The 16,955-nt window shown below is 47.7% G+C and carries 18 protein-coding genes; 5 read left to right on the top strand and 13 right to left on the bottom strand.

All coding sequences use genetic code 11. The features are described 5' to 3' along the window. Window positions 1–153: 153 nt before the first annotated feature. On the bottom strand, window positions 154–678 hold the full coding sequence (locus tag ACK8OT_RS04400) for a MarR family winged helix-turn-helix transcriptional regulator (RefSeq protein WP_410195298.1): 525 nt from the start codon (window positions 676–678) through the stop codon (window positions 154–156). Between the two features lie 527 nt (window positions 679–1,205). On the opposite strand from ACK8OT_RS04400, the gene ectB reads away from it, so the two are divergent. The 4 genes from ectB to ACK8OT_RS04380 all read left to right on the top strand — a co-directional run bounded on the left by ectB (window position 1,206) and on the right by ACK8OT_RS04380 (window position 6,100). Beyond that, entirely contained in the window at window positions 1,206–3,014 is a 1,809-nt protein-coding gene (gene ectB / locus ACK8OT_RS04395; RefSeq protein WP_410195454.1) for a diaminobutyrate--2-oxoglutarate transaminase, read from the top strand. A gap of 254 nt (window positions 3,015–3,268) precedes the next feature. After that, window positions 3,269–3,667 (top strand): ectoine synthase, encoded by a 399-nt coding sequence (locus ACK8OT_RS04390; protein ID WP_410195297.1) that lies wholly within the window; start codon window positions 3,269–3,271, stop codon window positions 3,665–3,667. Window positions 3,668–3,776: 109 nt separating this feature from the next. Further along, window positions 3,777–5,210, top strand: a complete 1,434-nt coding sequence (locus ACK8OT_RS04385) for an aspartate kinase (protein ID WP_410195296.1) — start codon at window positions 3,777–3,779, stop codon at window positions 5,208–5,210. Continuing rightward, complete coding sequence (locus ACK8OT_RS04380; protein ID WP_410195295.1) at window positions 5,195–6,100, top strand: TPR end-of-group domain-containing protein; 906 nt, start codon at window positions 5,195–5,197, stop codon at window positions 6,098–6,100. Before ACK8OT_RS04385 ends, ACK8OT_RS04380 begins: the two co-directional genes overlap by 16 nt. A 378-nt stretch (window positions 6,101–6,478) precedes the next feature. Here ACK8OT_RS04380 and ACK8OT_RS04375 read toward each other — a convergent pair whose 3' ends face one another. Then, entirely contained in the window at window positions 6,479–7,210 is a 732-nt protein-coding gene (locus ACK8OT_RS04375) for a DUF2057 family protein (protein ID WP_410195294.1), read from the bottom strand. 166 nt (window positions 7,211–7,376) lie between these two features. Next, window positions 7,377–8,285 carry a LysR family transcriptional regulator gene (locus ACK8OT_RS04370; RefSeq protein ID WP_410195293.1) on the bottom strand — a complete coding sequence of 303 codons (909 nt, stop codon included), beginning with the start codon at window positions 8,283–8,285 and terminating at the stop codon, window positions 7,377–7,379. Window positions 8,286–8,461: 176 nt separating this feature from the next. Here ACK8OT_RS04370 and ACK8OT_RS04365 point away from each other — a divergent pair, with 176 nt between their 5' ends. Beyond that, the gene (locus tag ACK8OT_RS04365; RefSeq protein WP_410195292.1) at window positions 8,462–8,923 is read left to right on the top strand and encodes an HPP family protein; all 462 of its coding nucleotides are present in this window, start codon (window positions 8,462–8,464) and stop codon (window positions 8,921–8,923) included. On the opposite strand, the gene phnP is transcribed toward ACK8OT_RS04365, so the two are convergent. The 10 genes from phnP to phnF are packed head-to-tail and all read right to left on the bottom strand — an operon-like array spanning window position 8,920 to window position 16,955. Then, window positions 8,920–9,708: a phosphonate metabolism protein PhnP gene (gene phnP, locus ACK8OT_RS04360; RefSeq protein WP_410195291.1), complete on the bottom strand. Its 789-nt coding sequence runs from the start codon at window positions 9,706–9,708 to the stop codon at window positions 8,920–8,922. The two genes, ACK8OT_RS04365 and phnP, sit on opposite strands and share 4 nt — an antisense overlap. 51 nt (window positions 9,709–9,759) lie before the next feature. Further along, entirely contained in the window at window positions 9,760–10,353 is a 594-nt protein-coding gene (gene phnN, locus ACK8OT_RS04355) for a phosphonate metabolism protein/1,5-bisphosphokinase (PRPP-forming) PhnN (RefSeq protein ID WP_410195290.1), read from the bottom strand. Further along, on the bottom strand, window positions 10,353–11,504 hold the full coding sequence (gene phnM, locus ACK8OT_RS04350) for an alpha-D-ribose 1-methylphosphonate 5-triphosphate diphosphatase (protein WP_410195289.1): 1,152 nt from the start codon (window positions 11,502–11,504) through the stop codon (window positions 10,353–10,355). The genes phnN and phnM overlap by 1 nt, the downstream gene beginning before the upstream one ends. Window positions 11,505–11,513: 9 nt before the next feature. Continuing rightward, complete coding sequence (gene phnL / locus ACK8OT_RS04345) at window positions 11,514–12,218, bottom strand: phosphonate C-P lyase system protein PhnL (protein WP_410195288.1); 705 nt, start codon at window positions 12,216–12,218, stop codon at window positions 11,514–11,516. A 10-nt stretch (window positions 12,219–12,228) separates the two neighbouring features. Next, a complete protein-coding gene (phnK, locus tag ACK8OT_RS04340) occupies window positions 12,229–13,068 on the bottom strand; it encodes a phosphonate C-P lyase system protein PhnK (RefSeq protein WP_410195287.1) in 840 nt (279 codons plus the stop codon). After that, window positions 13,061–13,948 (bottom strand): alpha-D-ribose 1-methylphosphonate 5-phosphate C-P-lyase PhnJ, encoded by an 888-nt coding sequence (locus ACK8OT_RS04335; RefSeq protein WP_410195286.1) that lies wholly within the window; start codon window positions 13,946–13,948, stop codon window positions 13,061–13,063. The genes phnK and ACK8OT_RS04335 overlap by 8 nt, the downstream gene beginning before the upstream one ends. Then, window positions 13,935–15,164 carry a carbon-phosphorus lyase complex subunit gene (locus ACK8OT_RS04330; protein ID WP_410195285.1) on the bottom strand — a complete coding sequence of 410 codons (1,230 nt, stop codon included), beginning with the start codon at window positions 15,162–15,164 and terminating at the stop codon, window positions 13,935–13,937. Before ACK8OT_RS04330 ends, ACK8OT_RS04335 begins: the two co-directional genes overlap by 14 nt. Next, entirely contained in the window at window positions 15,155–15,766 is a 612-nt protein-coding gene (gene phnH / locus ACK8OT_RS04325) for a phosphonate C-P lyase system protein PhnH (RefSeq protein WP_410195284.1), read from the bottom strand. Before phnH ends, ACK8OT_RS04330 begins: the two co-directional genes overlap by 10 nt. Further along, entirely contained in the window at window positions 15,763–16,260 is a 498-nt protein-coding gene (gene phnG / locus ACK8OT_RS04320; protein ID WP_410195283.1) for a phosphonate C-P lyase system protein PhnG, read from the bottom strand. Before phnG ends, phnH begins: the two co-directional genes overlap by 4 nt. After that, entirely contained in the window at window positions 16,257–16,955 is a 699-nt protein-coding gene (gene phnF, locus ACK8OT_RS04315; RefSeq protein ID WP_410195282.1) for a phosphonate metabolism transcriptional regulator PhnF, read from the bottom strand. The genes phnG and phnF overlap by 4 nt, the downstream gene beginning before the upstream one ends.

Raw genomic sequence — 16,955 nt, 5'->3', positions numbered from 1 at the left:
ATCCGCAAAAACGCGGTGAATATATCCCTATACGCTCTGAGTTTTCATCCCTGAAAACGAAGTTTTGCTACATATTCATACGATATTCATTGGCTGGAACCATTAACCAGAATTGAGGTTAGAGTACTGTTATTAGGCGGATAATCGGCTCAGCTATGGCTGTGATTCATTATCATCAAAGGCGTCATGCTTATCCAAAACTGTGCTGCTGCGATCTAACATCCCCACATCTAGCACGGGAGAAGCATCGATATGCTGCGCATTCATCATCTGCGCCACCCGCTGTAAGGATGAAATGATCATGGTTTGTTCCCAATCTTTTAAATCGTGAAACTGTTTAGCAAAGTGATCTTGTAGCGGCAGTGGTGCTTCTTTTAACACTTCATAGGCTTGATCAGTGAGTAAGGCATGAACCTTACGTTTGTCTGTCGTAGAGCGCTCACGAAATACCAAGTTCCGCTTTTCTAATCTGTCTATGATGGTGGTTACCGTCGCTTGGCTTAGGCTCATATCATTGGCTATTTCACCTATGGTCACTTGACCTTTATCGCGTATGGTTTGCAGCAGCAAAATTTGCGGTGCGGTAAGACCGGTCGTTTTGGCCAAATGTTTTGAGTGTAGGTCTGTGGCGCGGATCACTCGACGTAGTGCTATCAACACTTCTTCTATGCTATTCATCTTGGCTCCAATCAAGCACTAATCATTAAGCGTAGCAGCGAGTATAAAACGAATTAGTTTTAATACTAAGTAAATTTTCGTGGTATCTAAGGCCTATCACTTTCACTAAATTAATAAAAAATTAATCATTACTGGGGCGGTGAGTTCAGGAGACCCAAGCTTTAATGTGTCAACTCTATATAGTTGATTGATTTTTAATGGTTTAAACCTGGTTTTAGACGATTTATTCATTAGCTGTTGGTGGGCTAAATTATCCGAAAAGAAGCAGGGTTTTCAAAGAGAGCAAAAAGATCAGGGGTAGAGAAATGAAAATACTTTGTGTACTATATTTAGTGTTCTAAGTTATTTTTATAGGTTTAAACGGATAAATGAATGCTTTTATCCTGGTTTTTTTGTTTCTTTACTTCTAGTTAGTTGGAAGGTTACCAAGGATGAAATTGCTGTAATCAATAGTTTTTCTTTTACATCTATAAAGATTATTTAACCCTAACTATTTCAGTTCTAAATAAGGAGTTATTTTGTCTTCCATGCAAAAGATAGTGTTAAGCCAACCGGATTTATCAGATGGTATGGCTGTTTCTCGACTTGTTGCATCTTGCCCCCCCCTAGATACCAATTCCGGATACTGTAACTTTCTACAATGCGGTCATTTTTTAAGTACTTCAGTAGCAGCTAAGCTAGATGATGAGCTAGTTGGCTTTATCTCGGGCTACTTAGTACCTGAGCGCCCTGATACCTTGTTTATTTGGCAGGTTGCTGTATCCACTTCTGTTCGTGGCCAAGGTTTGGCTTCGGATATGTTGCAGCACATTTTAGATCGTACCGATTGTAAAGGGGTGCACTACATTGAAACCACTATCACCCAAGACAATCTAGCTTCATGGTCTTTATTTGAAAGTTTTGCCAATAAGCTCAGCGCCGAGATGACATCTAAGGTGTGGCTAAAAGAGCAAGAGCATTTTGAAGGGGAGCATGCGTCAGAATCTTTGGTTCGCATTGGCCCATTCAATAATCAACCGGTTAATCACTGCCCGCAAGTGATGGATATATTCAAAGAAATGGAATCCGAAGTGCAAAGTTATGCACGTTCATTTCCGCGCGTATTTAACCGTGCCAAAGGCGAATTTATGTGGGACGAATTTGGCAATCGCTACCTCGACTTCCTAGCGGGTGCGGGTACCTTAAACTACGGTCATAACAATGACTTATTTAAGCAAGCCTTGATGGATTACATTAAAGAAGATGGCATTACTCATGGCTTGGATATGCACACTAAGGCCAAAGGTGAATTCCTACAAACCTTTAATGACAAGATCCTAAAGCCGCGTGGCATGGAATACGTGATGCAATTCACCGGCCCAACCGGCACCAATGCGGTTGAAGCGGCGATGAAAATTGCCCGTAATGTGACCGGCCAGCAAAATATCGTTACCTTTACCAATGGCTTTCACGGTGTGAGCTTAGGTGCTCTGGCTGCCACGGGTAATTCACATCATCGAAATGCTGCAGGGGTTAGCTTAAGTGGGGTGCACCGCATGCCATTTGATGGCTACCTAGGTGACAACATTGACACCACGGAATACTTAGACAAGGTGTTGAGTGATTCAAGCAGCGGCATCAATTCACCGGCTGCAGTATTGGTTGAAACCGTGCAAGGCGAGGGCGGTATCAATGCCGCTAGCATTGAATGGCTACGTAACCTGCAAACGGTGTGTCGTAAGCATAACATTTTAATGATCATCGATGACATCCAAGCAGGTTGTGGTCGTACTGGTGATTTCTTTAGTTTTGAAGAAGCGGGCATAGAGCCCGATATTATCACCTTATCTAAATCCCTAGGTGGTTACGGTTTGCCAATGGCTGTGGTGTTAATGAAACCAGAGCTAGATCAATGGAAACCGGGTGAGCATAACGGTACTTTCCGTGGTAATAACTTGGCCTTTGTCGCTGCCAAAGCGGCCATTGACCATTACTGGAGCGACAATAAGTTCGCCAATGATATCAAGCGCAAAGGCCGCTACATTACCGAGCGTTTAAGCGAGATTGTAGAGCAATATGGCACCGGCAATTTTACCATTAAGGGGCGAGGCTTATTTCAAGGCATCAACTGTGTGAGCGGTGAATTAGCAGGAAAAATTACCAAAGCCGCTTTTGCCAAAGGTGTCATCATAGAAACCAGTGGCGCAGACGATCACATTATTAAGTTCTTTTGTCCATTGACCATTAGTGACGATAACTTACGCAAAGGTATCGATATCGTTGAATCCGCCATCGCTGAGGTTTGCGCTAAGGTCGACGATATTCCCGCTTCTGTGGTGTATTTCAAAGCGTCATAACGCAAATATGACCACCACCAAAACCATACAAGTTGGGCCTGGCGAACGCCGTTTGTTACCAAATGGCTGCTCTAGCTCAGGCTCATACCAGCTTACTTGCCTACGAGGTCAAGGTGCTTTGCGCATCATGTCTCGTAGCCAGATCTTGTCATTGGGCAATGGCGCAAAATTAACGATACCGGCAACAGAGATAGCCACCGTATCAGCGCGTTCACCCATGACCCTGTTGATAACCAAATTAGAAGAAAGAAATCATGATAGTTAGAGATTTAGCCACAGCCAATCAATCAAATCGTCGGATCGTGTCGCCAGATGGTAATTGGGAAAGTACCCGCTTATTGCTTAAGCAAGATGAGATGGGCTTTTCATTTCATATCACCACTATTTACAAGGGGGCCGATTTCCAAATGCATTATCAAAATCACTTGGAATCTGTTTACTGTATTTCAGGTAAAGGTGAAATTGAAAGTCTAGAAGACGGCAGCAAGCACAGTATCGCCCCTGGCACCATTTATATTCTTGATAAGCATGACAAACACATCTTACGTTGCAGCGAAGAAATGCAGCTCGCTTGTGTGTTCAATCCACCCCTAAACGGTAAAGAAGTGCATAACGCGCAAGGCGCTTATGAGCTAGAAGCTGAAGTGATCTAACTTCGCTATCGTGGCCAAATTTCGGTCACTCAGGGTTAACTGAGTAACCACCTAGGTTTGAGGGCCATGATTGCCATTGATTGAATGTTAAATGATAGATAGGAGTAGCATGCATACCGTAGAAAAAATTGGTGGCACATCGATGAGTGATTACGAATCGGTGCGCGACAATATCATCCTAAAACCCGGCGCCAATCAGCTTTACCAACGTGTCTTTGTCGTATCTGCATACGGCGGCATAACCGATCAATTATTGGAATACAAAAAGACAGGCCAAGCAGGCGTTTATGCACTTTTTGCCAACAGCATGGTGGATACAGGTTGGCAGCAAAAGTTGGTTGAATTAAAGCAGCAGTTGCTGGATATCAACGCGTCATTATTTGCTGCTGGAGAGCTACTAGAGCAGGCTAATGATTTTATCACCGTAAAACTCGACGACGCCGAGCAATGTCTACTTGATTTAAAAAGCTTATGTCAACATGGTCATTTTGAGTTGGCATCACATTTAAGTACGGTTCGTGAAATGCTGGCCAGTATCGGTGAAGCGCACAGTGCGTGGAACACAGCAGCCTTGTTGCAACGAGATGGGGTTAATGCCAAGTTTGTTGATTTAACGGGCTGGAGAAGTGAGCAACATATTTCGCTAGACCAAAGAGTCCAGCAGGCTTTTAAGCAGCTAGATCTAAGTGCTGAGCTGCCGATAGTGACAGGTTATGCCCATAGCGAAAAGGGCTTAATGTCGACCTTTGATCGTGGTTACAGTGAAATGACCTTCAGCCGAATTGCGGTGTTGACGGGCGCAAAAGAAGCCATCATCCATAAAGAGTTTCACCTAAGCAGCGCAGATCCACGTTTGGTTGGTGAGCGCAACGCGGTTCCAATTGGGCGCACTAACTATGATGTTGCCGATCAGTTGGCTAACTTAGGCATGGAAGCTATTCATCCAAAGGCGGCGAAAGGGCTGCGCCAACAAAATATCCCATTACGGGTTAAGAATACCTTTGAGCCAGAGCACGCGGGTACCTTGATCACCGGTGACTATGTTAGTGAATCTCCGTGTGTTGAGATCATTGCAGGGTGTAAACGCATCTATGCGCTTGAGTTATATGACCAAGATATGGCGGGTAATTTGTATCACTATGAGCGTGAGGTGCTGGATATTATCGCCAGATTTAAAGGCCATATTGTTTCTAAAGATATGAATGCCAATACCTTAACGCATTATTTATCGGCTAATTTAAAAACCGTGAAAAGAATTCGCGCCGCTATCGAAGCTCGGTTTCCTGAAGCCGAGGTTAACCAGCAGCGCGTGGCTATCGTGTCGGCGATAGGTAGCGACTTGAAAATTCCGGGTATTTTAGCGCGTACGGTTCAGGCCATTGCGACCCGCAATATCAGTGTATTGGCCATGCATCAGTCAATGCGTGAAGTGGATATGCAATTTGTCGTCAATGAAGCCGATTATGATGTGGCAGTGAAAAGCCTGCATGCAGCGTTAGTTGAAGTGCATAATCATGGGCAAGCCATATGCCTAGCCAGTTAATCCTAAGGATTAAGCTAGCGTTGGCTATTGTGTTAGCTGGGGTGAGTTTGAGCACCTTGGCTAATCCTGCAGCCGACCAAACTTCTCAGGACATCAGTTCGCAAGCCGAGCAAGTTATCGAGCAGCTAGAAGAGCCCTTATACAACCCATTTGTTGAGCGTTATGTACTGGATGAATTAAAGCAATTACGCAGTGAACAAGCGCAAACCAAACATGAGCTGATCCAGCAAATTGTCGATCGTGAACATCAATCGGTGGATCGGGCGGTTGCCTATGCTACTGATACCGTCACTTACTTCTTTTATTTGATCGCCGCAGCCACATCGGTATTAGTGATAGTTGGCTGGTCATCGATTAGAGAAATCAAAGACCGCGTGCATACCTTGGCTGACGAAGAAATTAGCAAGCTGATCAATGAATATGAAAAACGTCTTGCAGCTATCGAGGCTCAACTACAGCAAAAAACTCAGCACATTGAAGAAAACCGTGAAGAAATAGAGCGAACCCAAGAGGTGCAATCCCTTTGGTTACGGGCGCAGCAAGAGAGCTCATCGGCTAATAAAATTCTTATTTACGACGAGCTATTAAAGCTCAGACCCAATGATTGCGAGGCCTTAACGTATAAAGCGGATGCGGTATTGGAGCTAGATGAACCGCAATGGGCTGCCAATCTTTGTCACCAAGCGCTGAAGATAGATGAGGAAAATAGTCATGCTTTTTATCAACTAGCTTGTGCTTATACCGCCATGGGGCAGTTTGATGAAGCGATAAAATACTTATTAGAAGCCATTAGTCGCAGTGAAAGCTATCGTGAGGAATTAAAACAAGATCCGGCTTTGGCCTCTTTGCTAAAGCAGCCTGCTTTTGTTGATTCCTTAAAAACGAGTTAATACTAAAGTTCATACTCAAAGCTAACACTCAAATTTTATGTTTAGTTATCTAAATAATTTTAGCTTGCTCAATAACAGAACTATGCTTAGATAACATAGCTGTGTTCTTAAGTTGTTTACTTAATAAAGAGCAAGCGATACATAATCTCAATGGCTAGATGAATGTAAGTTGTTACAGCACTAACTTATTTTGAGGCTTGTAGGGAAGGTTAATGTCAACAATTTTAGAAGTTAACAATCTGTTTTTTTTTGAAGAGTAGAGAGTGGCTTTTGCTCGGTGAGCGTCAGTTAATAGCGCTGGATGAGCCGGATAACAGGGACATGCTAACAGCGCCCCTTTGAATAAAAGGGACGCTAGATATCATAACAACTTAATGGTTAAAGCTGATTAATGTATTGCTTAAAGCGCTCTTGAGTTTCTTTGTCGGCTTTTTGGTACCAAAAGTGCAACATTTCCTCGGCGGTATTATCCGCTTTGGGTGCAGCTTGTTTAGCTGAAGAATGAGTGCTGTCAGCGGTCTTTGCTGAGGTGCTTGACTTGGTTGTCGCGGCAGCTGTGGTTGCAGCGACAGTGGTTGCTGCAATAGCACTGGTTGTTGCAACTGCCGAGGTTGAAGCCGAGGTTAACGCCGCTTTACCGCCCGCTTGGTTATAAGCTTTGGCTTCGTCATCGTAGTTGCGACCTATCTGAAAGCCTTCTTTTGTTAAGACATCTTCCTTAACAGCCACTACCTTACCGGCTTGATCAAGTAGCCGCCAGTCTAGGTTTTCAATGTTATTTTTAGCTTCAAGGGCACTGCGGTATTTAGGTAAGTCAAAGTTTAAACGAGCATCGCTCGCTTCAAATGTGGCTATGATGGTTTTACTTTGCAACTGAATGTCATCGCCACCTTGGCTGTAAATAGGTGCGTAGCGAAACACGATTTGGTTTTCGCCATCGGGTAGAGTCAGCTTTTTGTCGCTGGCGAACAAACCGCCTGAGAGTTCGGCGTCTGCTTCATTGGCCGCTAATATTTCTACATCACTGGGTACAGTTAGTTGTACTTCAGCCAGCGCGCTGGCGCTTAAAGCTAGCGACACGGCACAAGTTAATAACTTGAAAGAATTCATAAATGACATCCTAAGGAGAGATTTTTTAAGCATAAGAGGTTGCCCCGTAACGGCAGCAAATGCAAGTATCCTACATGAGAAAAATGATATCTTGGTTATATTTGTTGATGTCTTTAATAGTAGTCGGCTAACAAGGGCTGCTATTGATACGCTCAGCCCTAAAATCTTAATCTGACGGCGATAAAAAAACTTGGTGTTGAAAGCGTTGTACCATGAGATCAATGAAGGCGCGAACCTTAGAGGAGGAATGGTGGGATTCTTGATGGATAATATGTATGGGTAACGCCCGAGTTTGATAGTCGTTTAACAGTAAACAGAGTTGCTTATTCGCAATTGCGTCTGCGACTTGATAGGAAACTGCACGAGTAATACCTAAGCCGGAAATAGCGGCTTCAATGGCTGCTTGATTAGTGGTGACGGTTAATCTAGGTTGGATCCGCTGTGCGAATTTGTTGCTCTTATCCATAAATTGCCAATCTCGTGAAAAGTCATTGGAATTAGAAGCTATCAAGGTATGGTGCTTTAGCTGATTGGGATGACTTGGCTGGCCATGGCGTTTTAAGTAATCGGGTGAGGCTACCGTGACTAAGCTAACTTCACCGACTTTTCGCGCTCGCATTCCTGAGTCTTTAAGCTCGCCTATGCGAATAGCAAGATCAAACCCTTCTTCCAATAGATTTACAGTACGATCAACAAAAGCGGCATTGACCTTAGTTTCGGGGTAGCTTTGTAAATACTCTAATACCACAGGTAACACATGCTGCTGACCAAACAACACAGGTGCAGTGATGGACAAATTGCCCTTAGGTTCAGAGTTTATGCCCATAATTGCTTGATTAGTGCGCTCAATGTCTTCAAGAATACGGCGAGCATCCTCAACATAGTGTAGCCCTGCTTGGGTTGCTCTCACGCAGCGCGTGGTGCGCTTTAGCAAGGTGACACCTAAGTTCGCTTCTAAACTGGCAATGGCGCGCGAGACCGTTGGTGTTGATGTATCAAGGGCTTTGGCTGCTGCGGCAAAACTTTCGTTTTCAGCCACGGCAACAAATACTCTCATCAAGTGTAACTGGTCCAAGCTGGGCTCCTATTGTTTCATTATGTGAAACACTGATTTGTTTATCTTGGTTATTCTTTTACTAATCGTATTTTGTCACTATGACTAGGTCAACCCCAAGGCTGGTTAAGTGTGATTGGTTGAGCTGACAGGGGAAGACATACACAGCTTGACTCTACAAAAACTAGGAACGAATAATGAAACAGTTAATTCAACCTTTGCTTGCAGGCGTGGGAGCCGGTATTGCTATTTTATTGTTGGCCATCTTACGCGCTTGGCAAGGCGTCGACCTTTGGTTAATGGCTCCCTTTGGTGCTACCGCAGTATTGGTTTTTGGTGTGCCAGCGAGCCCTTTAGCCCAGCCTAAGAATGTTATCTTTGGCCATTTAATAACCAGTATGATTGGATTATGTTTTTCCCATTGGGTCGGCGTTACGCCGTGGTCGCTTGCTGTTGCAACAGGGCTTGGCGTGTTTGCTATGTTAGCGACTAAAACCACCCATCCACCCGCAGGAGCCAACCCCATATTAATCATGCTGTTGATGCCCGCTTGGTCGTTTTTAGTAAACCCTGTGCTAGCAGGCTCGATACTCATGGTACTGATCGCACTCTTGATTAACCAAGGCGCTCGATACTGGCGCTTGAGCCCCACGAATTAAGGTATATAGAGTATCATTTCATCCATGCCGACAGTGATATTAGGCGGTAATGGATAAGCCGAGTTCAGCGTCGAGTTTAACAAAAAGCTATCCAGCTCATGGCTGATATGGGTGAGCACCCATTGTGAGTCCGGTAAGCGTCGAGCAAAATCGATGACTTGAGTTAAATTATTGTGATTGCTATTCACAATCAAGGGGGAGTAAGAGCAATCAATCACTATCAATCGAGGGGCGCATTGGATTAACTGCTGCCAAGTTGCATCGGGCAAACCTTGGGTATCCGTGAGGTAGGCTAGGCAATCTCGTTGCTGGTTTGATTCATATTCAAATAGATAACCCTGACAAGGCCGTGAATGGTTTAGCGCCAGCGGGGTAATGGTTAATTCAGGCAGATTGCTAAGATGAAATGGCATGCCCACTTGATTGGCGGGTTGGAACGCCAGTAAACCGGGATGCTTGTACAAATCGTCACAACCTAATGGATCGTCGGGGCGATAAACTGGGATCTTAGGGGCTAAGCCCCAGCGCAATGAAAACAAGGCATGAACATGATCCATGTGAAAATGGGTCAGTAAGATAGCGTCAATGCTCCCAGCGGGAAAACGCTGCATCAATTGAGGGTGATTAGCGTCAAGTAAAATGTGTCGTCCCGCCACAGTTAGCTGCGCTGAGCATAACTGGCGAGCCCATTGCGGCTGTGCGATTGCCCGTTGGCAAGCAAGGCAATCACAGCCGTAGACCGGCGCGCCTTGCACATTACCGGTTCCCAATAACGTCAGCTGCATAGTATCCTTTCCCGTGATTAATGAATGTCGCCGATAATTTTGCAACTGATATCAGCACCTTGAGCAACTGCTCGCCGTAGTAGGCATAGCGTCGCAGGTTTGCTTTATGTAGGTTAACAATAAGTTTCCGGCGTGCTCAAGGGAAGTATTATTGTCTATCACTATGTCGGCAGGGCAATGCTGCAAGTCTTGATGGCGCGCCAAACGATGGGCAATTTGCTGGTGGTCTTCCCGCCCGCGTTGGGCTAATCGCGTGGCTAGGGTGGCGGCAGAGACATTAATCAGGATCACCTTGAGCTGCTCACCAGCGACGCGCTTTGCTTGCGCTATCTCGGCGCGCGAGCCATTGACGAGCACGCTTTGACCTTGTGCTAGCCGCTCAAGTACCTGTTTATCAATGCCATAGCGGTGGCCATTGGCTTGCCATTGCAAAGCAAAACGATGTGACTGGGTGGCAAATTCAGCCGCCGGTAAATAATGGTGTTGTTCAATGCCGTTATCGCATGGGCGCGAAATAGTGCGCGGTGCAAAATACAGCTGTTGCATGCTGGGTTGCTGGCGTAACCAGTCCAGCAAGCTATCCTTGCCAGCCCCCGAGGGGCCGACAAGGTAAAACAAATAGCCGCGCGTGGATACCTGTGCCATTAAAACACCCGCATTCCTTGACGCCATACTTGGATCACGCGCAGACGTTGCTGATAGGGCATTGCCAGCACCAAATCGGCGCGCTTGCCTTCGGCTATCTCACCGCGATCGTTAAGCCCAATTACCTGAGCTGGAGTAAGGCTCACCATGTTAATGGCCTGACTTAACGTATATTGATTGCTATTGGACAGTGCGACTTGGTAGGCGGCATCCAATAAGCTGGCAGGATAATAATCCGATGACAGCAAATCTAACACGCCAGCATCGGCTAAGGTTGATGCCGCCACGTTACCTGAGTGTGAGCCGCCGCGAATAATATTGGGAGCTCCCATCATGACTTTTAAGCCGAGCTGATGAGAAGCGCTAGCCGCAGCAACCGTGGTGGGAAACTCGGCAACTTGGCAGCCCAATTCCGCCGATTCTTGGGCGTGGGCGACGGTGGCATCGTCATGGCTGGCTAAGGTTAAATGTCGCGCTCTTGCTTGCTCGGCAATGGCGCGGCGATTGCTATCAGACCAGCGCAGGGCGGCTTGGGTTTGTTCGGCCTCAAAGGCAGCCATTTCTTGATCATTGAGGCCATACTTGCCCATGTAGTAAGTGCGGTATTTGTCACTGTCAACAAACTGTCGTTGGCCCGGTGTGTGATCCATCAATGACACCATGGCAATGCTAGAATCTTCGCCATGGAATTTATCCACTAAGGTAGTGAACATGTCGAAGGTATCGGCATTGGGCAATTCACAGCGTAAATGCAGCTTATGCTCGGCGCGGTTATGGCCGGCATGTTGGCTGTTAACTATGGTGGTTAGCATGCGATCTAAGTTCGCCAAACGGGTGCCTTGATCGTTAATGTAACCGATAGCAACGGCATCAAGCACGGTGGTAATGCCACTGGCTATCATCAAGGCATCATGGCTGGCCATGGCCGATTCACCGGGCCAATTAACCTTAGGTCGCGGGGTAAAAAACTTCTCTAAATTATCGGTGTGCAGCTCAACCAGCCCCGGTAGTAAATAGCCGCCTTGGCCATCAATGGCGCTGGGAGCGTGACTTGGTTGATCGCTTAAGGTGCGGATCACGCCATCACTGATTTCAACTGAGCCATGGATAACCTGATTGGCTAGCACCATGTGGACATTGGTAATGATCATCTTGTTTTCCTATTGGCTGATGGGGGCTGGGGTGGATTGCATCGGGTGAATGCGATCCGCCACGCGATCGCGCACCCAAGTGTCATGAAAAATGCCAACGATGGCAGCGCCATTGGCTTTTGCTTGTTCAATCAGGGTGATGACTTGATTGGCGTTATGTTGATCGAGCGATGCTGTGGGCTCATCTAAAAGCAACAGCGGATAATCCAAAGCAAAGCCGCGGGCGATATTCACCCGCTGTTGCTCGCCGCCTGAGAAAGTGGCGGGGGCTAAATGCCAGAGTCGTTCGGGTACATTAAGGTGGCTCAATAACTGGCTGGCTTTAGCCTTGGCTTGTACTGGGTCAATCCCTACCTCTAGCTGTGGCTGCATTACGATGTCGAGCGCGGATAAGCGCGGGATCACCCTTAAAAACTGACTGACCCAGCCGATGGTTTGTTGGCGCAATTGTAAAATTTGTCTTGGGCTGGCCTTGGCGAGATCCAGCCATTGGTCTTGATGGCGCAGTAAAATTTCACCCTGATCGACCTGATAGTTGCCGTATAAGGTTCGCAACAAGCTTGATTTACCGGCACCCGAGCTGCCGCTCAGCACCACGCATTCACCGCTGGCCACAGTGAGTTCGTGATTGGCGAGCACGGTTAATTGCACGCCGCCTTGGTTATGCAAGACAAAGGTTTTATGAATGTTCTTGGCGATGATTAATGGTGTCATGGCGGTGTCCTTATTGCTGTAACACAGAAGAAACAAGCAGTTGGGTGTAGGGATGTTGCGGGTCATCTAACACCCGATCGGTTAACCCTGATTCAACCACTTGGCCTTGTTTCATCACCATGATGCGATGACCCAATAAACGGGCGACCGCCAGATCATGGGTCACAATCACCACCGCCAGTTGCAGCTCACTGACTAGCTTACGAATCAGATCCAGCAACCGAGCTTGTACCGAAACATCAAGGCCGCCAGTGGGCTCGTCCATAAACACCACATTGGGCTGGGTAACTAGATTGCGGGCAATTTGCAGGCGCTGAGCCATGCCGCCAGAAAAGGTAATCGGTAAATCGTCCATGCGCGTAACATCAATCTCAACCGCTTCAAGCCAATGCTTGGCTTGGCTGCGAATGTCACCAAAATGGCGATGACCCACTTCCATTAAGCGCTCACCAATATTGCCACCAGCAGAAATGCGTGGTCGTAAACCGTCCATAGGGTGTTGATGCACTATGCCAAACTCATGGCGCATAATTTTACGTCGCTGCGCTTGCGATATTTGATACAAGCTGGCGCACTGGGTTTGGTTTTGGTAGAACACTTCGCCTTGTTGCGGCGCTAAGCGTCCCGACAAGGTCTTCAATAAGGTAGTTTTGCCTGAGCCTGATTCGCCAACGATGGCCAATACCTCACCGCGATATAAGGTTAAATCAAGGGCACTAAAGCCTTTATTTGGGCCATAGAGCTTGGCTATTTGGTTGGCCCATAACAAAGGTTGCTCGGTGCTAAGCAGCCCGGCTTGGCTGGGTGCTTGTTGTTCGCCATGGCTTAGCGGGTAAGCGAGGTTATCCATGTTGCGGCTCCTGCGCGGCGTTGAGTTGTTGTTGGCAATAATCGGTGTCTGAGCAAACAAACATACGGCTACCCTGATCATCGACTAACACTTCATCCAAAAAGCTGTCACGACTGCCACATAAGTGGCATGGCTCATGCCATTGCTGAATGGCAAAAGGGTGGTCGTCAAAGTCGAGGCTACTGACATCGGTATAGGGCGGAATGCAATAAATGCGCTTTTCGCGCCCCGCACCAAATAGCATTAACGCGCTCGACTGATGCAGTTTGGGATTATCAAATTTAGGAATGGGTGAGGGATCCATTAAATAACGTTGATTCACCATCACAGGGTAGGCATAGCTGGTGGCGATATAGCCGTATTTAACAATGTCTTCATAGAGTTTTACCTGCATCACCCCATACTCGCCTAAGGCGTGCATTTTCTTGGTTTCTGTTTCACGCGGCTCAATAAATCGAAGGGGCTCGGGGATCGGCACTTGAAATACCAGTATTTGCCCCGCTTTTAAGTCTTGTTCGGGGATCCGATGGCGAGTTTGAATGACAGTGGCGGCCTCGGTGTGAGTGGTGGTATTGACTTGGCAGACCTTGGCAAAAAATTGGCGAATCGACACCGCATTGGTGGTGTCATCGGCGCCTTGGTCGATGACCTTAAACGTATCTTGCTGGCCTAAAATGGCGGCGCTGATCATGATCCCGCCCGTGCCCCAACCATAAGGCATGGGCATTTCTCGACCACCAAAAGGCACTTGGTAACCCGGTATGGCCACCCCTTTTAGGAGTGCGCGGCGGATCATGCGTTTACTGTGCTCATCTAAGTACCCTTCATTAAATCCGGTATTGGCGCTTTGATTGTTTAGGTGCTGACTAAGGCTTTTCATCTGCGGTCTCACTGATAGGGGCTGAGGTGACATGAGGTGTGGGCGCATCTGTGATGGCGGCATGGGTTTTGGTCGATGTTGTAGCCGTGCTGCTAGCGCTTGCTTCATCACCTGCTTGATGCATTTGTCTTAGCAGCACCAACTCAGATTGAAAGTCGACATAGTGCGGCAGCTTCAAGTGAGACACAAAGCCTGCCGCTTCCACGTTGTCGGCATGGGCTAACACAAATTCTTCATCTTGGGCTGGGCTGTTAACCGGCTCGTCGTAGCGTTTAGCTTGTAGTGCGCGATCGAGCAGCGCCACGGCCATGGCTTTGCGTTCATTAAAGCCAAAGGCTAAACCATAGCCACGGGTAAAGTGGGCGGGAGCTTGTTTGGGTTTATGAAAGCCATTGACCATCTCACACTCGGTGAGCAGCACACTGCCAATTTCAATGCTAAAGCCAAGCTCTTCAGGGCTAATTTCCAGTGCGACTTCGCCACAGCGAATTTCCCCGGCAAAGGGATGATTGCGGCCATAGCCCCGTTGCGTTGAATAAGCCAGCGCTAATAAATATCCTTCATCGCCTCTGCTTAGTTGCTGCAGTCGCGCCGAGCGCGAACAAGGGTAACTTATGGCGTGGGCGGTGATATCTTCAGGTGTTGCACCGCTGTCTACTTCGGGTTGAGCAAGCTGCTGTTGCTCAAGGGCTTGAAACACTTTACTAAAGCTTTGCTGCTTGGTTGAGGCTGACTCGGAACAGGCAGAGTTTGCTTGCTCGAGGCTCTCTTGTGAGTACCTGTCTTGCGCGCCTTGGGTTGTCGACGCTTGCGCCAGTAATGAAAAGTCTAATAAACGGTGGCTATAGTCATAGCTTGGCCCCAGTTGCTGGCCGCCGGGCAAGTCTTTATAGATGGCGGAAATGCGTCGCTGCACTCGCATTTTGGCGCAATCCAGTGGCGCACAAGTCAGCAACATCGGCAAGGTGGTGCGATAGGCGCGCAGTAAAAATATCGCCTCAACTTGATCGCCACTGGCTTGTTTGATTGCCAGCGCTGCCAATTCGCGATCATAAATACCGCCTTCTGTCATAACCCGCTCAACCGCGAGGCTAAGTTGCTCGGCAATTTGCGCCACGCTTAACTCGGCAATGCGAGTATCACCGCGACGTCGCTTGGCTTGCTGCTGGTGGGCGGCTTTAATGGCTTTTTCACCCCCTTTTACTGCTACATACATGGGGCTAGCTCCACTTTGGTGGTACGACTAATGGCGATAACGGACTGCTCACAGCAGAACAACATATCAATGCCAAGGGGATAAGCGTGACTGGGCTGAGTTAGATAATGAATGATTTTGGGGTGCAGTTCGCCCAGTTGCACGGTGCGTGGCTGAGCAATGCCGGGGCCAGATAAGGTGAATGCTGGCCCTTGGTTAAATGACGTTGATTCAATGACTAAGGTGGTGCTGTGCTCGGGCTGTTCGTCGCTACCGGCATTAAGCTTGGCAAAGTTAATACTTTCTTGGCTGGCAACCACCGCAAAATGCGCGTTGATCAAGCTGCTTGGCTTAGTGTTGCAATGAAAAGTAAAGTTGCGCTGCGCTTGGGTGATATCGCTATCGACGGCGAAGTTTTCTAAATAGGGGCTTAAATACAGCGGGGTTTGCTGATCGCATAAGCATAAAATGATCTGTGAGGCAGCGGCGCTGAGCGGGCGAAATCCCGCATGTTTATCTAACTTCACCTCACGTCCTGGCTCACTCATCGCACTGAGCAATTGGCGAAAGCAGGCTTGGCTGTTTTCAACTGGCTGGCTAAAGCCGGGGGCGATGATGCTCATGCGTCTTCTCCTCTGACAACGGTGAAAAAATCAACTTGAGTGGTGGCCATTTGCTCGGCCACTTGTTGCTGTTGTTGTTTGATCAAGTTGGCTAACGGGGCTATTAGCTGCGTTTGTAACTGTCCTTGGCCTTGGTTTTGCTGTAATAGGGCATCGGCCACGGCAATCAGCAAGGCATGGTGTTTATTTCTACCTTGCAAATAGCCATAGCCGGTGGTGCCATCGGCTAAGCGAATGGCGGCGCGGGTAACCGTGGTATCGGCAAAATTAAACCGTTCGCCACTGCCGCCAACACGGCCCTGAATGCGGGCTAGGCCAATTTCGGGTTGGCGTATCACTTCACATTCAGGATCTAAATTTAAATCTTGCCAATGGCTCAGCACCGCCTCGTAAGGGGCGCAAGCCAGTACCGATAGCCAATGTTGGCGGCTTGGCTGGTGGTAACCTTGGCTATTAGCTTGGCTATTAGATTGGTGATTAGCTTGGTCGGTCATAATGGGTGCTCCAAACTCAGTTCGAGCAGCTCAGCTCGGGTGTGTGAAATAGAAAACTCAAACGGCTCACCTTGCTGATTAATATTCACGCTACGCAAAGTGAGCAAAGGACGGTTGATAGGCATGTGTAAGTGGTCACAATCACTGGCGCTGGGCATGGCCGCGCCAATCAAGGTGTGCTTACGCCTTAGCTGAATATGGCATTGATTGCGCAATAACTGGTGCACCGAGCCCGTTTGATACTGGGCCAGCGCCGCCTGATGAGGGCCGCAGACAAAGTGATGAACAATGACACTGACCGGGCGCTGGTCTAAACAGCGTAAGGTGGTGAGTTGTATCACGTCGGTTTGTACAGGTATGGCTAATGCGTCGGCCACTTCAGCACTGGCTGGACATGTGGTTAAGCTCAGCCTAGTACTACTGGGGGCGGCGCCCAAGGTTAAAATGTTATCGGTGAATTTAGCGCCAGCATGCAGCGGGTAACGGATCGGGCTATTAATCACTTTAATGCCCTTACCTTGTTGGCGTAATAGCCAGCCCTTGGCCACCAGCTGATCCACCGCGCGGCGCAGGGTATGGCGATTAACTTGATAGCGGTCGGCCAAATGTTGCTCGGGCGGTAGATACTCACCCGCTTGATAGCGCTGGCTAATTTCTTGCTCTAGGCTATGGGCGATTTCTTGATAGCGTGCCAT

The sequence above is a fragment of the Motilimonas thetidivivens genome (assembly GCF_046452435.1).
GTDB lineage: Bacteria > Pseudomonadota > Gammaproteobacteria > Enterobacterales > CBDFNC01 > Motilimonas.
Note: the sequence above shows the minus strand (reverse complement) of the source record. Positions and strands in the feature narration are given on the sequence as shown.